Below are 17,306 nucleotides of genomic sequence, written 5' to 3'. Positions count from 1 at the left end.
AGACACGACAGCAGGCAGGACGCCGCCACATGCGGCGGCGCTTGTCCTCGCTGCGGAATCTACTGCGAACCAGGAGCCAATGTGACTCGCAGATCGTTATTGACGCTGGCTTGCAGCGTGTTGATGTTGTCCGCCTGCGGCTTCCAACTGCGCGGCCAGCAGGACTACGCGTTCAAACGTCTCTATATCTCCGGCGGTTCGGCCGCGGCGGGCGCGCGGCTTACGCGCATGGTGCAAGGCGGCAGCGACACGGTGGTGGTCAAGTCGTCCGCGAATGCCGACGCAACGCTGCTGATCTCGGAGAACCGCGGCATCAGCACGCTGACGCTCAACTCGCTGGGTGTCGTCGCGGAGTATCAATTGAATCTCTCGATGAATTACACGCTGACCGGCAAGGACGGCACGATCCTGATTCCGCCGAGCGTGATCGCGCTGAACCGGGCGATGACCTATAGCGACCAGTATTCGCAGGCGAAGGCGGCTGAGTCCGACATTCTTTTCGCCGACATGGAGAACGACGCGATCGACCAGCTCACGCGGCGTCTCGAGATCGTGAAGTCGCTGCATCCCGCGCCGGGTCAGGAAGCGCCGGCGGTTGCGCCGCGCGCGCCGTTGCCGCCGCCGCCGCTGTGAGCGTCGTATTCCGATTCACGTGCCGCACCTGTTCAACCTCGCCGATCGGTAGCCATGCAACTCCGACTTGACGCGCTCGAAGCGCATCTCGCCAAGGGACTCGCCGGCCTCTACGTCGTGTACGGCGACGAGCACCTGCTCGCGCAGGAAGCGTGCGACCGGATTCGCGCCACCGCGCGCGCGGCCGGCTTCACGGACCGCTCGGTGTTCACCGTCGAGCGGGGTTTCGACTGGAGTTCGCTGCTCGGCGCGAGCCAGTCGATGTCGTTGTTCGGCGACCGTCAACTGGTCGAGTTGCGCATTCCGTCGGGCAAGCCCGGCAAGGAAGGCGCCGACGCGCTGAAGGCGCTTGCCGCCGCCGTCAACGACGACGTCCTGACGATGATCACACTGCCGCGGCTCGACGCGGCCACGCAGAAATCGGCGTGGTTCACGGCGTTGGCCGAAGCCGGCGTCGCGTTGAAGATCGATCCCGTCGAGCGCGCGCAGTTGCCGAATTGGGTGGGGCAGCGGCTCGCCGCTCAAGGGCAGCGAGTGGCCGCGGGCGAGGAAGGGCGGCGCGCGCTCGCGTTCATCGCCGAGCGCGTGGAAGGCAATCTGCTTGCCGCGCATCAGGAAATCCAGAAGCTGGGCTTGCTGTATCCGGCCGGGTCGCTGAGTTTCGAGCAGGTTCAGGACGCCGTGCTGAACGTCGCGCGTTACGACGTTTTCAAATTGAACGAAGCGATGCTCGCGGGCGACGTCGGCCGCTTGACGCGCATGCTCGACGGTCTGCGCGGCGAAGGCGAGGCCGCGGTGCTGGTGTTGTGGGCGGTCGTGGAAGAAGTGCGCACGCTGCTGCGAATCAAGCGCGGTGTCGCGGCCGGCAAGCCGCTCGCGATGCTGGTGCGCGAGAACCGCGTGTGGGGCCCGCGTGAGCGGCTGATCGGGCCGGCGTTGTCGCGCGTCACCGAGAGCGCGCTGGAGAAGGCGCTCGCGTTGGCGGCGCGCCTCGACCGGCAGGTGAAGGGTTTGTCGGGCGGCACGCCGGGCAATCATCGCAACGACCCGCCGCCCGATCCGTGGAACGGACTGTTCGAACTGGCCATGACGGTGGCGTCGCCGGCAAAAGCGGTGCCTGTGCCGCCGCCGCGACCTCGCACCGCGGCTGTTGCGCCGGGGCGAAGGCCCGGCTGATTGGGCCTGGCTCGCGCGCTGACCCGGCGAGCGGTGAAGGTGAGCGGATTCCGCTGCCGATGCCGGGCACTGATCGCTTGCATCGCTCCCACGCCCAGGCGGCGCAATATGAAGTCCCCCGCATTCCCGTTCGGTGGCGCAAGCAAAGCACCGCCGCCCGACTTACAATCGTTTGATCTTTCGCTAATTCTGCCCGTCCGCCGCACGTGAACGTGCGCGGCACCACGAGAATCACCATGGATATCGACCAGTACATGACCGACCTCGGCCGCCGCGCCCGCCACGCTTCGCGGGCGATGGCGCGGGCGTCGACGGCGGCCAGGAACGCCGCGCTTGCCGCCGTCGCCGAGGCAATCGAACGTGACACCGCGTTGCTGAAGGAAGCCAATGCGCGCGACGTCGCCCGTGCAAGCGAAAAGGGTCTCGACGCCGCTTTCATCGATCGCCTCACGCTGTCGGACAAGGCGTTGAAGACGATGGTCGAAGGCTTGCGGCAAGTCGCCGCGCTCGCCGATCCGATCGGCGAAATCAGCAATCTGAAGTACCGGCCGAGCGGCATCCAGGTCGGCCAGATGCGCGTGCCGCTGGGGGTGATCGGCATCATCTACGAATCGCGTCCCAACGTGACGATCGACGCCGCCGCGCTCTGCCTGAAGTCGGGCAACGCAACGATCCTGCGTGGCGGTTCCGAGGCACTCGAATGCAACACCGCGCTGGCGAAGCTGATCGGCGAAGGCTTGGCGGCGGCCGGTTTGCCGCCGGACGCCGTGCAGGTGGTGGCCACCTCCGACCGCGCCGCGGTGGGCAAGCTCATCACGATGACCGAATACGTCGACGTGATCGTGCCGCGCGGCGGCAAGAGCCTGATCGAGCGCCTGATGAACGAAGCGCGCGTGCCGATGATCAAGCACCTCGACGGCATCTGCCACGTGTATGTCGACGATCGCGCCGATCTGGCCAAGGCGCTGACCGTCTGCGATAACGCCAAGACGCACCGCTACGGCACCTGCAACACGATGGAAACGCTGCTGGTGGCGCGCGGTATCGCGGCCGAAGTGCTGCCGCCGCTTGGCAAGCTGTACCGCGGCAAGGAAGTCGAACTGCGGGTGGATGCCGCGGCGCGCGCGGTGCTGGCGGAAGCCGGCGTCGGCCCGCTGGTCGATGCCACCGAGGAAGACTGGCGCACCGAATATCTCGCGCCGGTGCTGGCGATCAAGGTGGTCGATGGTGTCGACGCGGCGATCGAACATATCAACGAGTACAGCTCGCAGCACACCGACGCGATCGTCACGGAAGACCACGACCGCGCAATGCGCTTCCTGCGCGAAGTGGATTCGGCGAGCGTGATGGTGAACGCGTCAACGCGTTTCGCGGACGGCTTCGAATTCGGGTTGGGCGCGGAAATCGGCATTTCGAACGACAAGCTGCACGCGCGCGGACCGGTGGGGCTCGAAGGGCTGACGTCGCTCAAATACATCGTGCTGGGGCACGGCGAAGGGCGGCAATAAAAGCCGCGCCGCCGCCCCGGTTTCTCCGCACAAGCACAACCACAAGCGCGCCACCGAGCGCGCTTCTTTTCGCGCCAACGCGTTATACAAACTACAAGGACCGCCGATGCTTTGGGTAAAAACGTTTCACATCGTCCTGATTGCTTCCTGGTTTGCCGGCCTGTTCTATCTGCCGCGCATCTTCGTCAATCTGGCGATGGAAACGGAGCCCGCCGCGACGGCGCGACTGTTGACGATGGCGCGCAAGCTGTTTCGCTTCATGACGTTTATCGCGGTGCCGGCGCTCGCGTGCGGGCTGTGGTTGTGGCTCGCGGTGGGAATCGGGCGCGGGCAGGGCTGGATTCACGCGAAGGTGGGCGTGGTGCTGCTGCTCATCGTTTACCACGCCTATTGCGGCGTGCTGCTGCGCAGGTTCGAGCGCGGCGAGAATCGGCGGACGGACAAGTGGTATCGGATGTTCAATGAGCTGCCGGTACTGGGGATGCTGGCAGCGGTCGCGTTGGTGGTGATCAAGCCGTTCTGAGAACCTTCGTACCCGGTCGCTCAAACCTCCCCATCGATCCTCAATCGGGCGATCACCCCTTTCGCCTGCCCCACACGCTCCACCAGATCGGGTCCACGCTTGAGCGCGACGCCGACCGCCAGAATGTCGCCGATCGCCAGATGCGACATGCGCGAAGTCATCGGCGAGAACACGTCGGTTTCCTCCACGACATTCGAGAACAGGCAGATCGTCGCGACCCGCGCCAGCGGCGAATTGCCATGCGTGATCGCGATCACCTTCGCGCCGCGAGCGAGCGCCGAGCGCGCGGCTTCGATGATGTCGCGGGTCCGGCCGGTGTTGGAAACCGCCACCACCACGTCGCCGGGACCGAGCAGCGCCGCCGACATCGAATAAGTGTGCGGGTCGGAGTAAGCGACGCTCGGCATGCCGAGCCGGAAGAACTTGTGCTGAATGTCCTGCGCGGCAATGCCCGAGCCTCCCGCCCCGTAGAACTCGATGCGCGCCGCGTTCGCCAGCAATTCGACGGCCGCTTCGACGCTATCCGGCGACAGGCTGTTGCGCACCTGGATCAGCGTGCCGATGGTTCGGTCGAAGACCTTCGCGATGAGCCCCGGCGCGCCTTCGTCCGGCCGCACGTCCCGATAGACGGTCGGCACGCCTGACGCAATGCCCTGCGCGAGCCGGATCTTGAACTCGCGAAACCCCGAGAAGCCGAGCGCGTGACAGAAACGCGCGATGGTCGGCTGGCTCACGCCGGCACGCGCGGCGACTTCCGTCATCGACAGATCGAGCACCTCGCGGGGCGACTCGATCACGTAGTCGGCCAGCTTGCGCTCGGATGGGCGCAACTGATCGCGCATCTCTTCCACTTGGGACAGCATCATCGTAAAACTCGCACTATGCTGAAGAATGCGTGGACTATATCTGATTGCCAAACAAGGTACAAAAACTACATATTCGGGTCTAGGTGTAATCCCTAGGTTCGCAGGCGCAGCGCCCAACCCAAGCCAGTAGGCCCAGACGGGCGGTTCGGCGATGCCGCAGCGCAGCACGACTCGCGATTGCGACCGTGTAGTTTTTCTACTAACATTGGCGGCGTCGACTGATCCGACATCCCCCGCGATACCTGCCTGGCATAGTGCGCGCAACGCCCGCAAGTCGTCCGCAAGTCGTCTTTAGCCAGCGAAGAAGGAGCTCCGATGGTTTCCCCGCATTCGCAATTGTTGAAGGTCACCCAACGCGTGATCGAGCGCAGCAAGCCCACTCGCGAGGCTTATCTGTCGCGCATCGACCAGGCACAGGGCCGGTTCCCGGCGCGCGGCGCGCTCTCGTGCGCGAATCTGGCTCACGGCTTTGCCGGGCTGGAGGGCCGCGACAAACTCGCCATCAAGGCGATCCGCGAGCCGAACATCGGCATCGTGTCGTCGTATAACGAAATGCTGTCGGCGCACGCGCCGTACAAAAACTACCCGGACATCATCAAGGAAGCCGCGCGTGAAAACGGCGGCGTCGCGCAATTCGCGGGCGGCGTGCCCGCCATGTGCGACGGCGTCACGCAAGGCAACGCGGGCATGGAGCTGTCGCTGTTCTCGCGCGAGGTGATCGCGATGAGCACCGCGGTCGCGCTCACGCACAACATGTTCGACGCGGCGCTGTGCCTCGGCATCTGCGACAAGATCGTGCCCGGTCTTTTGATCGGCGCGCTGCAATTCGGCCATCTGCCGACGATTTTCGTGCCGGCCGGCCCGATGGGCAGCGGCCTCTCGAACGACGAGAAAGCCAAGACGCGTCAGCTTTTCGCCACCGGCCAGTGCGGCCGCGACGCACTGCTCGAAGCGGAAGCCGCCGCGTATCACAGCCACGGCACCTGCACGTTCTACGGCACCGCGAACAGCAACCAGATGCTGATGGAAGTGATGGGCCTGCATCTGCCGGGCTCGGCGTTCGTGCATCCGCACACGCCGCTGCGCGACGCGCTGACCGCGCAAGCCGCGCGTCGCGTGCTCGATCTGACGGTGGAGCGCGGCAACTACATGCCGATCGGGCACGTGATCGACGAGAAGGCGATCGTCAACGGCATCGTCGCGTTGCTGGCCACGGGCGGTTCGACCAATCACACGCTGCACCTGGTCGCGATTGCGCGCGCGGCGGGCATCGTGATCGACTGGGACGACTTCGACACGCTGTCGCAAGCGGTGCCGCTGCTCGCCAAGATTTATCCGAACGGCAAGGCCGACGTGAACCATTTCCACGCGGCGGGCGGCGTTGCGTTCCTCGTTCGCAATCTGCTGGAAGGCGGCTTGCTGCACGAAGACGTGAACACGGTCGCGGGCAAGGGCCTGAAGCACTACACCGAGGAGCCGAAGCTGCTCGACGGCAAGCTGCAATGGGTGCCGGGCACGGCCGAAAGCGCGGACACCGCGGTGCTGCGCAGCATCAAGGAGCCGTTCCAGCCGGACGGCGGCTTGCGTCTGATGCAGGGCAAGCTCGGTCGCGGCGTGATCAAGATTTCGGCTGTGGCCGCGCAGCATCGCAAGGTGAAGGCGCCGGCCATCGTGTTCGATTCGCAGGAAGCCGTGCAGGAAGCATTCGACAACGGCGAGCTGAAGCGCGACTTCATCGCCGTCGTGCGTTTTCAGGGCGCGCGGGCAAACGGCATGCCCGAACTGCATCGTTTGACGCCGCTGCTCGGCGTGTTGCAGGATCAAGGCTTCCATGTCGCCCTGGTCACCGACGGCCGCATGTCGGGCGCCTCGGGCAAGGTGCCCGCGGTGATTCACCTGTCGCCGGAAGCATTGCTGCAAGGCCCGATCGGCAAGGTCCGCACCGGCGACATGCTGGTGATCGACGCGGAAGCCGGCGTGCTCGACATCGAAATCGACGCGGCCGAATGGGCCGCGCGGCCGGGCGCCGTGCCGCGGCATCAGGCGGAAAACGAAGTCGGCTTCGGCCGCGAACTGTTCGGCGTGTTCCGGGCGGCGGCGGCGCCCGCGGAGCAGGGCGCGTCGGTGTTCGGCCCGATGGTGGGCGAGCGCGGCGCGCACCAGCACGGCCATGCACACACCAGCACCACTCAAGCCAGCCAAGCGCTGCAGAAACAAGGAGTCTGACCATGACCTCGAAAACAGTAAGCGATATCGTGCGCCTCGGCCCGGTGATTCCGGTGCTCGCGTTCGACTCCGTCGAACAGGGCGAGCATGTGTCGCGCGCGCTGCACGCAGGTGGCGTGAAGGTGCTCGAAATCACGCTGCGCACCGCGGCGGGCCTCGAAGCGATCGAACGCGCTAGCCAGTTGGCCGAGGACATCGTGGTCGGCGTCGGCACGATCACGAAGCCCGAGCATTGCGCGCAGGCGAAGAAAGCCGGCGCGAAGTTCGGCGTCTCGCCGGGGCTGACCAAAGACATGCACAAGGCCGCGCAGGACGCCGGCTTGCCGCTGCTGCCGGGTGTCATGACGCCGACCGACATCATCACCGCGCTCGAACTCGGCTACGAGATCGTGAAGTTTTTCCCGGCCCAACAGGCGGGCGGGGTGCCGATGCTGCAAGCGTTCCACGGCCCGTTCCCGACGCTGAAGTTCTGCCCGACCGGCGGCATCACAGCCGAAACGGCCCCGAATTTCCTGGCGCTGCCGAACGTGGTGTGCGTGGGCGGCTCATGGCTCACACCGAAGGCCGCGCTCGCCTCGCAGCACTGGGACGAAGTCACGCGTCTCGCGCGTGCGGCCAGCCAACTGGCGGCGCCTGCGCATTGAGTTCTCACTGAACCGAAGCGGCGCGCGATTCCGTGTCATCCCCGTCTTGCCTGCAAGGAGCCTCGTCGATATAGCCACCACGGCTGTCGCGGCGAGGCTTCTTTCGATATGCGTGCTGGATTCGCGCGCCTTCAGGCAGAACAGCAAGTAAAATTCAGCGTCCGCGCGGCGAGCCGGCTTTTCCGGCATCGCCGCTGGCCACCACGAGACGAGGTGCCAGCCGTGCGCACCCACAACCAATAACGAAGGAGGAGCTTCATGGAAGCTGTTCACGGCAGCATGCTGCTGGTCTACGCGGTGATCGCCATCGCCTTGCTGATCCTGCTGATCACCCGCTACAAGATTTACCCGCTACTCGTCCTGATCATCGTGTCGTTGCTGCTGGGCCTCGTGTCCGGCATGCCGATCGGCACCATCGTCAAATCGTTCGAAACCGGCAACGGCAACACGCTCGGGCACATCGCGGTGGTGGTCGGCCTCGGCACGATGCTCGGCAAGATGATGGCCGAATCCGGCGGCGCCGAACGCATCGCCACCACGCTGATCGACTGGTTCGGCGAGAAGAATATTCATTGGGCGATGATGGTCGTGGCGATCATCGTCGGCTTGCCGGTGTTCTTCGAGGTCGGCTTCGTGCTGCTGATTCCGATCGCGTTCAACGTCGCAAAGCGCACCAACAAATCGCTGCTGCTGGTCGGCTTGCCGATGGTCGCGGGGCTTTCCGTCGTGCACGGGCTGATTCCGCCGCACCCGGCCGCCATGCTCGCGGTGCAGCAGTATCACGCCGATATCGGCAAGACGATCGCCTATGGGCTAATCGTCGGCGTGCCGACCGCGATCGTCGCGGGCCCGCTGTTCGCGTTGCTGATCAACCGCTTCATCAAGCTGCCGAAGGACAATCCGCTCGCCGCGCAATTTGTCGGCCACGACGAGCTTGGCATGAACGGCGCGCAGAATGCGGCGCCGAAGCGGGAGTTGCCGGGCTTCGGCGTGACGCTCTTCACGATCCTGCTGCCGGTGATCCTGATGCTGGTCGGCAGTTGGGCCGATCTCGTATTCACGCCGAAAACGCTGGCGAACGACCTGCTGCATTTCGTCGGCAATTCGGACGTCGCGCTGCTGATCGCCGTGCTGGTCAGCTTCTGGACCTTCGGTGCGAGCCGCGGCTTCAACCGCGAGCAGATCCAGAAGTTCTGCGGCGAATGTCTCGCGCCGATCGCGGGTATTACGCTGATCGTCGGTGCGGGCGGCGGTTTCGGGCGGGTGCTGATGGATAGCGGCATTTCGAAGGAAATCGTCGGCGTGGCGACGGCGATGCATCTGTCGCCGCTGCTGTTCGGCTGGCTGGTGGCCGCGCTGATTCGCCTCGCCACGGGTTCGGCAACGGTCGCGATGACCACCGCCTGCGGTATCGTCGCGCCGATCGCGGCGGCCAGCGGCGTGCAGGTCACGCCGGAATTGATGGTGCTCGCCACCGGCTCCGGCTCGCTGATCTTTTCGCACGTGAACGACGGCGGTTTCTGGCTGATCAAGGAATACTTCGGTATGACGGTGGGGCAGACCTTCAAGACATGGTCGCTCCTCGAGACCATCATCTCGGTGATGGGTTTGGCGTTGACCTTCGCATTGTCGACGGTCGTGTAAGGAGTTTTTGATGATTTTGATCGCAATGGGCGTGTCGGGCGCCGGCAAGACGAGGATTGGCGAAATGCTGGCGGAACGCCTGCAGTGCGCGTTCACCGACGGCGACGCGTTTCACAGCGCCGCCAACAAGGAGAAAATGCACCAGGGCATTCCGCTCACCGACGAGGACCGTTGGCCCTGGCTGAAAACCATCCGCGCCGCGATCGAAGAAAAGCAGAAGGCGGGCGAGACGGCGGTGTTCACGTGTTCGTCGCTGAAGCGCTCGTATCGCGACGTGCTGCGCGACGGCGACAAGGATGTGTGCTTCGTCTACCTGAAGGGTTCGCGCGAAGTGCTGGAACAGCGTTTGACGATGCGCACCGGCCACTTCTTCGATCCGTCGCTGCTGCAAAGCCAGCTCGATACGCTCGAGGAACCGGGCCCGGATGAGGCGATCACCGTGAGCATCGAGTTGTCGCCCGAGGCGATCATCGACGATGTGTTGAAGCAGGTCCAATCGCGGTGAGCGGTTAGCTGACGTGCTGGCATGAAAAAAGGCGCTCCGTGGAGCGCCTTTTTCATGCCCGGGTTTTCATGTCATGAGCCCCGGCGGGAATCTCAAGCAATCCGCTTCGCCAGTTCGACCGCCTTGCCGATGTATGAAGCCGGCGTCATCGCGAGCAAGCGATCCTTCGCGTCTTGCGGGATCGCAAGGCCGCTGACGAACGTTTGCAGCGCCTCGCGCGTGATGCCCTTGCCGCGCGTCAATTCCTTCAACTGCTCGTAAGGATTCTCGATGCCGTAACGGCGCATCACCGTTTGCACCGGCTCGGCCAGCACTTCCCAGCAATTGTCGAGATCTTCGTTCAGGCGCTGCGCGTTCACTTCGAGCTTGTCGAGACCGCGGATCAGCGAGTCGTATGCGAGCAGCGAGTAACCGAACGCGACCCCCATATTGCGCAACACCGTCGAGTCGGTCAGGTCGCGCTGCCAGCGCGAAACCGGCAGCTTGTCGGCGAGGTGGCGCAGCGTGGCGTTTGCCAGGCCGAGATTGCCTTCCGAGTTTTCGAAGTCGATCGGATTGACCTTGTGCGGCATCGTCGACGAACCGATCTCGCCGGCCTTCGTGCGCTGCTTGAAGTAGCCGACCGAGATGTAGCCCCAGACGTCGCGGTCCAGATCCAGCAGGATCGTATTGGCGCGCGACACCGCGTCGAACAGTTCGGCCATGTAGTCGTGCGGCTCGATCTGGATCGTGTACGGATTGAACGTGAGCTTAAGACGCTGCTCGACCACTTCACGCGAGAACGCTTCCCAGTCGAACTCGGGATAGGCGGACAGATGCGCGTTGAAGTTGCCGACCGCGCCGTTCATCTTGCCGAGCAGTTCCACCTTCGCGACACGGTCGATCGCGCGTTCCAGGCGCGCGGCGACGTTGGCGATTTCCTTGCCGAGCGTGGTGGGGCTCGCCGGCTGGCCGTGCGTGCGCGAGAGCATCGGCTGTTCGGCGTGCGCGTGCGCGAGCGCGACGAGGCGCTGATGCACCGAGCGCAGCGCGGGCAAAATGACGTGCTCGCGCGCGCCGGCCAGCATCAGCCCGTGCGACGTATTGTTGATGTCTTCGGACGTGCAGGCAAAGTGGATGAACTCGCTGGCGCGCTCCAGTTCTTCCTGACCTTTCACCGATTCCTTCAGCCAGTACTCGACCGCTTTCACGTCGTGATTCGTCACGCGCTCGATTTCCTTGATGCGCGCGGCGTCGTGCGCGGTGAAGCGCTCGGCCAGTTGCAGCAGGAATTGCTCGGAGGCTTCGGAAAAGCGCGGCACTTCGGCGAAACCCGCGCGCGAGAGCGCGATCAGCCAGTGAATTTCGACCGTCACGCGATTGCGCATGAAAGCGGCTTCCGAAAGCCAGTCGCGCAGGGCTTCGGTTTTCGCGGCGTAGCGGCCGTCGAGCGGGGAGAGCGCGTTCAGCGCGAACAGGGTGTCGGGGCGGGTGTCGGACATGATGGGGGCTGACGCAAGGATGAAAAACGCGGAGGAAACTGCGGGAACCGCGAATTTTACCACCGGACGGTGCCGCTCCTGATTTCCGCTCCCGCCCGCGCCCCGCATGGCGGCACGATCTAGAATGCTGACTTCTTCTCTCCCGCCGGCGGCAGGCTACGCATGGAACTGAAATGGCTCGAAGACTTCGTTTCGCTCGCGGAAACGCGCAGTTTCAGCCGTTCGGCCGAATTACGCCACGTCACCCAGCCGGCGTTTTCCCGGCGCATTCAGGCGCTCGAAGCGTGGCTCGGCACTGAACTGATCGACCGTTCCGTTTATCCGACGCGGCTCACGGCGGCCGGTCAGGTTTTCAACGAGCAGGCGCTCGCGATGCTGTCGCAGTTCCACGAGGCCCGCGCGTTGCTGCGCGGCCATACGGCGACGCCGCAAGCGACCATCGAGTTCGCGGTGCCGCACACGCTGTCGCTCACGTACTTTCCGCGCTGGCTGCAGCGCATCGAAGCGCAGATGGGCACGATCCACACGCGACTGCGCGCGCTGAACGTGCACGACGCGGCGTTGTCGCTGGTGGAGGGCGGCTGCGATCTGATGATGGGCTATCACCACCCGAGCCATCCGGTCGCGCTCGACCCCGCCCGCTACGACATGCTGACGCTCGGCAACGAGCCGATCAGTCCGTTTTCGGCGCCGGGCCGCGCCGGCCGTCCGCGCCATACGCTGCCGGGCACCGCCGAGGCGTCCACGCCGTATCTGTCGTACACGCCGAACGCGTATCTGGGCCGCATGACCGAGGTGATCCTCGCCAACGCGCCGGAGCGCCTGTACCTCGACCGGCTCTACGAAACCGACATGGCCGAGGGACTCAAGGCGATGGCGCTGGCCGGCCACGGCGTCGCGTTCCTGCCGCATAGCGCGGTGGAGGACGCGGTCGCCGAGGGCAAGCTGATCCGTCTCGATCGCGCGACGCGCGGCACGCCGGAAGGGCAACTCACGCTGACCATGGAGATTCGCCTCTACCGCGACAAACTGGCGGCGAAGAGCGACGATGCCCGGCAGGTACTCGTGCGGCAGTTGTGGGAGGTCGTCGCCGAGGAACTGGCGCATGGCGCGGATGCCCGCTGAAAAACATGCTTTGCCACGACGTGGATTTGCGGCTTTCCGATGGTTATGCAAATAAAACATAATCGGATAAGGAAACGGCATTGGATTTCAAAATGGCGTTTTTCCACAATGCTGCTATTCGATCAACGCCGGAGCGTTCATGTCTTCCCAGCAGCAAGCCGCACAATCCGCCGCAACGTTGCAGTCCATTCCCTCCTACCTCAATAGCGAAGACCTCGGCCCCTGGGGCAACTACCTGCGCCAGGTCGACCGCGTCGCGCCGTACCTCGGCTCGCTGTCCCGCTGGCTCGAAACCCTGAAGCGCCCGAAGCGCATTCTGATCGTCGACGTGCCTATCGAACTCGATAACGGCACCGTCGCGCACTTCGAGGGCTATCGCGTGCAGCACAACGTGTCGCGCGGTCCGGGCAAGGGCGGCGTGCGCTATCACCAGGACGTGACGCTGTCGGAAGTGATGGCGCTGTCCGCGTGGATGTCGGTGAAGAACGCGGCGGTGAACGTGCCTTACGGCGGCGCCAAGGGCGGCATCCGCGTCGACCCGCGCACCTTGTCGCGTGGCGAGCTGGAGCGCATGACGCGCCGCTACACGAGTGAAATCGGCATCATCATCGGACCGAACACCGACATTCCCGCGCCGGACGTGAACACGAACGAGCAGATCATGGCGTGGATGATGGACACCTACTCGATGAACCAGGGCCAAACGGCGACCGGCGTCGTGACGGGCAAGCCGATCACGCTGGGTGGTTCGCTGGGCCGCCGCGAGGCGACGGGCCGCGGCGTGTACGTGGTCGGCTGCGAAGCGGCGCGCCGCATCGGCTTCGATATCGAAGGCGCGCGCATCGCCGTGCAAGGCTTCGGCAACGTGGGCGGCATCGCCGCGCGTCTGTTCCAGGAAGCGGGCGCGAAGGTGGTCGCGGTGCAGGATCACACCGGCTCGCTGTACAAGTCGACCGGTATCGATGCGGTCGCCTTGCTCGAACACGTGGCGAAGACGGGCGGCGTGGGTGGCTTCCCCGAAGCGGATGCCGTGACGAACGAGGAATTCTGGACCGTCGAGTCCGACATCCTGATTCCGGCCGCGCTGGAAAACCAGATCACCGAAAAGAACGCCGGCAAGATCAGGACGAAGATCATCGTGGAAGGCGCCAACGGCCCGACCACCACGGCGGCGGACGACATCCTGCACGATCGCGGCATTCTCGTGATTCCGGACGTCGTGGCCAATGCGGGCGGCGTGACGGTGTCGTACTTCGAATGGGTGCAGGATTTCTCGAGCTTCTTCTGGACCGAGGACGAAATCAACCAGCGCCTCGAGCGCGTGATGCGAGAAGCATTCGCCGCGGTGTGGCAGGTGTCGAGCGAGCAGAACGTCTCCGTGCGTACCGCGGCGTTTATCGTCGCGTGTAAGCGGATTCTGCAAGCGCGCGAAATGCGCGGCCTGTATCCCTGATCGGTTTGCGTGAACGGCGGCTCCGCCACCCGCGGACCCGCTCGAATACGCTTGCTTCAACGCGGTTCACAAGACCGCGTGTGTTACCCGGCGGGCGGCATCGTATCGATGCCGCCCGCATTCGCATGCCCGGAAAGCTTGACTGATTGGGTTAAGGCGCTGTAAACCATAGCGGCGCGCGCCCCGAAGCAAGTCCCCTTTGGGCGAGACGCAACAAACATGGTTTATAGCCATACTTTCAGAATAATTACTTTGCTAAACTGGCGCCGGTTCTTGCCAAGGAGATCACAAATGAAGGTTAAAAAAGCTGCGCTGCTGCTCGCGACTCTCGGACTGTTTACGGTTGGCGCGCATGCGCAAGACGCCGGTACGCTGAAAAAGATCAAGGACACGGGCGTCATTTCGCTGGGCCATCGCGAATCGTCGATCCCGTTCTCGTATTACGACGACAAGCAGAATGTCATCGGCTATTCGCAGGAATTCGCGCTGAAAGTGGTTGAGGCGGTCAAGCAGAAGCTGAACATGCCTGGCCTGAAGGTCAAGCTGACGCCGGTTACGTCGCAAAACCGTATTCCGCTGGTGCAGAACGGCACCGTCGACATGGAATGCGGTTCGACCACGAATAACGCCGAGCGCCAGCAACAGGTCGCATTCTCCAACACGATCTTCGTGATCGGCACACGCTTGATGACCAAGAAAGACTCGGGCATCAAGGACTGGGCCGACCTGAAGGGCAAGACGGTCGTCACGACCGCCGGCACCACCTCCGAGCGCCTGCTTCGCAAGATGAACCAGGACAAGAGCATGGGCATGAACATCATCAGCGCGAAGGATCATGGCGAGTCGTTCCTGACGCTCTCCACCGGCCGCGCCGCCGCGTTCATGATGGACGACGCGCTGCTGGCAGGCGAACGCGCGAAATCGAACAAGCCGGACGACTTCGTGATCGTCGGCGCGCCGCAATCGCACGAAGCATACGGCTGCATGATTCGCAAGAACGATCCGGAGTTCAAGAAGGTTGTCGACGACGCGATCGCGAAGGTCGAAACCTCGGGCGAAGCCAGCCAGATCTACAAGAAGTGGTTCGAATCGCCGATTCCGCCGAAGGGCCTGAACCTGAACTTCCCGGAAAGCGACGACATCAAGGCGCTCTACAAGAGCCCGAATGACAAGGCTATCGATTAAACCTTAGCTGTTTTTGAATTGCTGAACGAAACGGAAGGGGCCGCACGCTTCTTCCGTTTCTTTTTGCTGGAGTCTTGGTCATGTCATATCACTGGAACTGGGGCATTCTGCTGAGTCCGGTCTCGACCGGCGAGCCGACCACCTATCTGGGCTGGCTGATGTCCGGCTTCTGGGTGACGATTACCGTGTCGCTGTCGGCATGGGTGATCGCGCTGATCGTCGGCTCGCTGTTCGGTGTGCTGCGCACGGTGCCGAACAAATGGGCGTCGGGCATCGGCACGCTCTATGTCGCGATTTTCCGCAACATCCCGCTGATCGTGCAGTTCTTCATCTGGTATCTGGTGATACCGGAGTTGCTGCCCGTGTCGATCGGCACCTGGTACAAGCAACTGCCGCCGAGTGCGCAGTTCTTCTCATCGTCGATTATCTGTCTCGGACTTTTCACCGCGGCGCGCGTGTGCGAGCAGGTGCGCTCGGGCATCAACGCGTTGCCGCGCGGCCAGCGCGCCGCGGGCCTGGCAATGGGCTTCACGCAATGGCAGACGTATCGCTACGTGCTGTTGCCGGTCGCGTACCGCATCATCGTGCCGCCGCTTACGTCCGAGTTTCTGAACATCTTCAAGAACTCGGCGGTTGCGTCGACCATCGGTCTGCTGGATCTGTCCGCGCAGGCGCGCCAACTGGTCGACTACACGTCGCAGACGTATGAGTCGTTCATCGCGGTCACGCTGGCGTATGTGTTGATCAATCTGATCGTGATGCAACTGATGCGCTGGGTCGAAGCCAAGACCCGGTTGCCCGGCTATATCGGAGGCAAGTGATGCACCATTTCGACTGGAGCGGTATTCCGGGCGCACTGCCTACGCTGTGGACCGGCGCCATCGTCACCATCAAGATCACGCTGATCGCGATCGTGATCGGCATCATCTGGGGCACGGTGCTCGCCATGTTGCGGTTGTCGTCGTTCAAGCCTTTCGAGTGGTTCGCGAAGGGCTACGTCACGATCTTCCGTTCGATCCCGCTGGTGATGGTTCTGCTGTGGTTCTTCCTGATCGTGCCGCAGGTGTTGCAGAACGTGCTCGGGCTCTCGCCCGATATCGACATTCGCCTTGCGTCGGCAATGGTCGCTTTCTCGCTGTTCGAGGCGGCGTACTATTCGGAGATCATTCGCGCCGGCATTCAGTCGGTGCCGCGCGGGCAGGTCAATGCGTCGTTCGCGCTCGGCATGAACTACGCGCAGGCCATGCGTCTCGTGGTGCTGCCGCAGGCGTTCCGCGCAATGGTGCCGCTTCTGCTCACGCAAGGCATCGTGCTGTTTCAGGATACGTCGCTCGTCTACGTGATCAGCCTCGCCGACTTCTTCCGCACGGCCACGAATATTGGCGACCGTGACGGCACGAATGTCGAGATGGTACTGTTCGCTGGCGCGTGTTATTTCGTGATCTGTGTGGTCGCGTCGAGCCTCGTCAAAGGTCTTCAGAAAAAGGTCGCAAGATGATCTCTATCAAGAATGTTTCGAAGTGGTACGGTCAATTTCAAGTGCTGACCGACTGCACGACGGAAGTCAAAAAGGGTGAAGTGGTGGTGGTGTGCGGGCCGTCGGGCTCGGGCAAGTCCACGCTGATCAAAACCGTCAATGGCCTCGAGCCGTTCCAGAAGGGCGAGATCGTCATCAACGGCCAGTCGCTCACCGACAAGAAAACCAATCTCTCGAAGCTGCGCGCGAAAGTCGGCATGGTGTTCCAGCATTTCGAATTGTTCCCGCATCTGTCGATCGTGCAGAACCTGACGCTCGCGCAGGTCAAGGTGCTGGGCCGCTCGAACGAGGAAGCCACGACCAAGGGCTACAAGCTGCTCGATCGCGTGGGTCTGCGTGCGCACGCGGACAAGTATCCGGGGCAGTTGTCGGGCGGACAGCAGCAGCGCGTGGCGATTGCACGCGCGTTGTCGATGGACCCGATTGCGATGCTGTTCGACGAGCCGACCTCGGCGCTCGATCCTGAGATGATCAACGAAGTGCTCGACGTGATGGTCGAACTCGCGCAGGAAGGCATGACGATGATGTGCGTCACGCACGAAATGGGCTTTGCGAAGAAGGTCGCGCATCGCGTGATCTTCATGGACAAGGGCTTGATCGTCGAAGACGACCGCAAGGAAGATTTCTTCGCGAATCCGAAGTCGGATCGCGCGAAGGATTTTCTGGCGAAAATCCTGCACTGAGTCTTTTGCGGCCGCGCGGTTTATTGGGCGCGGCCCTTGCCGGGAGAAAAAGAAAAGCCGCTTCGGGGACGAAGCGGCTTTTTCATGTGCGGCGCGCGGACTGTCGACGCCTGCGAG

At 63.5% G+C, this 17,306-nt stretch carries 16 protein-coding genes; 14 read left to right on the top strand and 2 right to left on the bottom strand.

Annotated elements, in window-relative coordinates; all coding sequences use genetic code 11:
- The first annotated feature begins 81 nt into the window (after positions 1 to 81).
- The 4 genes from ACTJLC_RS03515 (at position 82) to ACTJLC_RS03500 (ending at position 3,840) form a co-directional block, all read left to right on the top strand.
- Positions 82 to 633: an LPS-assembly lipoprotein LptE gene (locus ACTJLC_RS03515; RefSeq protein ID WP_310131709.1), complete on the top strand. Its 552-nt coding sequence runs from the start codon at positions 82 to 84 to the stop codon at positions 631 to 633.
- A gap of 54 nt (positions 634 to 687) precedes the next feature.
- Entirely contained in the window at positions 688 to 1,809 is a 1,122-nt protein-coding gene (holA, locus tag ACTJLC_RS03510) for a DNA polymerase III subunit delta (RefSeq protein WP_310131711.1), read from the top strand.
- Positions 1,810 to 2,045: 236 nt separating this feature from the next.
- Complete coding sequence (locus ACTJLC_RS03505) at positions 2,046 to 3,317, top strand: glutamate-5-semialdehyde dehydrogenase (RefSeq protein ID WP_310131714.1); 1,272 nt, start codon at positions 2,046 to 2,048, stop codon at positions 3,315 to 3,317.
- Positions 3,318 to 3,423: 106 nt separating this feature from the next.
- Positions 3,424 to 3,840 (top strand): CopD family protein, encoded by a 417-nt coding sequence (locus ACTJLC_RS03500; protein WP_083083147.1) that lies wholly within the window; start codon positions 3,424 to 3,426, stop codon positions 3,838 to 3,840.
- A gap of 20 nt (positions 3,841 to 3,860) precedes the next feature.
- Here ACTJLC_RS03500 and ACTJLC_RS03495 read toward each other — a convergent pair whose 3' ends face one another.
- Positions 3,861 to 4,706 (bottom strand): MurR/RpiR family transcriptional regulator, encoded by an 846-nt coding sequence (locus ACTJLC_RS03495; protein WP_073429114.1) that lies wholly within the window; start codon positions 4,704 to 4,706, stop codon positions 3,861 to 3,863.
- A gap of 315 nt (positions 4,707 to 5,021) precedes the next feature.
- On the opposite strand from ACTJLC_RS03495, the gene edd reads away from it, so the two are divergent.
- The 4 genes from edd (at position 5,022) to ACTJLC_RS03475 (ending at position 9,725) form a co-directional block, all read left to right on the top strand.
- The gene (edd, locus tag ACTJLC_RS03490; protein WP_310131718.1) at positions 5,022 to 6,932 is read left to right on the top strand and encodes a phosphogluconate dehydratase; all 1,911 of its coding nucleotides are present in this window, start codon (positions 5,022 to 5,024) and stop codon (positions 6,930 to 6,932) included.
- A 2-nt stretch (positions 6,933 to 6,934) separates the two neighbouring features.
- Entirely contained in the window at positions 6,935 to 7,576 is a 642-nt protein-coding gene (eda, locus tag ACTJLC_RS03485; RefSeq protein WP_073429112.1) for a bifunctional 4-hydroxy-2-oxoglutarate aldolase/2-dehydro-3-deoxy-phosphogluconate aldolase, read from the top strand.
- A gap of 258 nt (positions 7,577 to 7,834) precedes the next feature.
- On the top strand, positions 7,835 to 9,220 hold the full coding sequence (locus ACTJLC_RS03480; RefSeq protein ID WP_073429111.1) for a GntP family permease: 1,386 nt from the start codon (positions 7,835 to 7,837) through the stop codon (positions 9,218 to 9,220).
- A 10-nt stretch (positions 9,221 to 9,230) separates the two neighbouring features.
- Positions 9,231 to 9,725 (top strand): gluconokinase, encoded by a 495-nt coding sequence (locus ACTJLC_RS03475; RefSeq protein WP_073429110.1) that lies wholly within the window; start codon positions 9,231 to 9,233, stop codon positions 9,723 to 9,725.
- A gap of 92 nt (positions 9,726 to 9,817) precedes the next feature.
- Here the strand turns inward: ACTJLC_RS03475 and purB are convergent, their stop codons facing one another.
- Positions 9,818 to 11,206 (bottom strand): adenylosuccinate lyase, encoded by a 1,389-nt coding sequence (purB, locus tag ACTJLC_RS03470; RefSeq protein ID WP_073429109.1) that lies wholly within the window; start codon positions 11,204 to 11,206, stop codon positions 9,818 to 9,820.
- A gap of 162 nt (positions 11,207 to 11,368) precedes the next feature.
- Here purB and ACTJLC_RS03465 point away from each other — a divergent pair, with 162 nt between their 5' ends.
- From ACTJLC_RS03465 to ACTJLC_RS03440, 6 genes are all read left to right on the top strand, one after another.
- A complete protein-coding gene (locus tag ACTJLC_RS03465; RefSeq protein WP_073429108.1) occupies positions 11,369 to 12,331 on the top strand; it encodes a LysR family transcriptional regulator in 963 nt (320 codons plus the stop codon).
- A gap of 139 nt (positions 12,332 to 12,470) precedes the next feature.
- A complete protein-coding gene (locus tag ACTJLC_RS03460; protein WP_083083153.1) occupies positions 12,471 to 13,784 on the top strand; it encodes a Glu/Leu/Phe/Val family dehydrogenase in 1,314 nt (437 codons plus the stop codon).
- A gap of 291 nt (positions 13,785 to 14,075) precedes the next feature.
- Positions 14,076 to 14,969, top strand: coding sequence for a glutamate/aspartate ABC transporter substrate-binding protein (locus ACTJLC_RS03455; protein ID WP_073429106.1), 894 nt, complete (start codon positions 14,076 to 14,078; stop codon positions 14,967 to 14,969).
- A gap of 80 nt (positions 14,970 to 15,049) precedes the next feature.
- Complete coding sequence (locus ACTJLC_RS03450) at positions 15,050 to 15,790, top strand: amino acid ABC transporter permease (RefSeq protein ID WP_073429105.1); 741 nt, start codon at positions 15,050 to 15,052, stop codon at positions 15,788 to 15,790.
- Positions 15,790 to 16,467 (top strand): glutamate/aspartate ABC transporter permease GltK, encoded by a 678-nt coding sequence (gene gltK, locus ACTJLC_RS03445; RefSeq protein WP_073429104.1) that lies wholly within the window; start codon positions 15,790 to 15,792, stop codon positions 16,465 to 16,467. Before ACTJLC_RS03450 ends, gltK begins: the two co-directional genes overlap by 1 nt.
- Positions 16,464 to 17,189, top strand: coding sequence for an amino acid ABC transporter ATP-binding protein (locus ACTJLC_RS03440; RefSeq protein WP_440843254.1), 726 nt, complete (start codon positions 16,464 to 16,466; stop codon positions 17,187 to 17,189). Before gltK ends, ACTJLC_RS03440 begins: the two co-directional genes overlap by 4 nt.
- The last annotated feature ends 117 nt before the right edge of the window (positions 17,190 to 17,306 follow it).

This window comes from Paraburkholderia sp. 22099, from assembly GCF_052045835.1.
GTDB classification, from domain to species: domain Bacteria; phylum Pseudomonadota; class Gammaproteobacteria; order Burkholderiales; family Burkholderiaceae; genus Paraburkholderia; species Paraburkholderia terricola.
This window is presented reverse-complemented; position numbering and strand designations above follow the sequence as displayed.